Genomic DNA, 258 nt, shown 5'->3' on the forward strand with positions numbered 1-258 from the left:
ATCTTTCTAAATCAGCATTCGCTAACGCAAGTTGTTTTTGCGCGGCTGCATAGTTTTGTTCATTTTGACTTAGCGTTGTTTGCTGCGCTTGCAATTGCTGCTTGGCACTCGCCAGCTCTGTTTCCAAGGCGGCTTTTTGCGCGGCTATCGCTGTTTGCTCTATTAAAGCAGTTTGCGTTTTGTCGCCTTGCTGTACTTTTTCAGCTAACTGCTTGGTTAACTGCTGATTTTGCGTTTCCAGTAATTTTGCCGCCGCTT

General features: G+C 45.7%; 1 protein-coding gene. It reads right to left on the reverse strand.

Features of this window, described 5'->3' with window-relative positions; genetic code table 11:
* Positions 1–258 (reverse strand): hypothetical protein (locus tag AAZR93_RS21700; protein ID WP_434721053.1); only part of this gene is annotated, 258 nt, incomplete at both ends.

The organism is Providencia sp. Je.9.19 (assembly GCF_051129765.1).
GTDB lineage: Bacteria > Pseudomonadota > Gammaproteobacteria > Enterobacterales > Enterobacteriaceae > Providencia.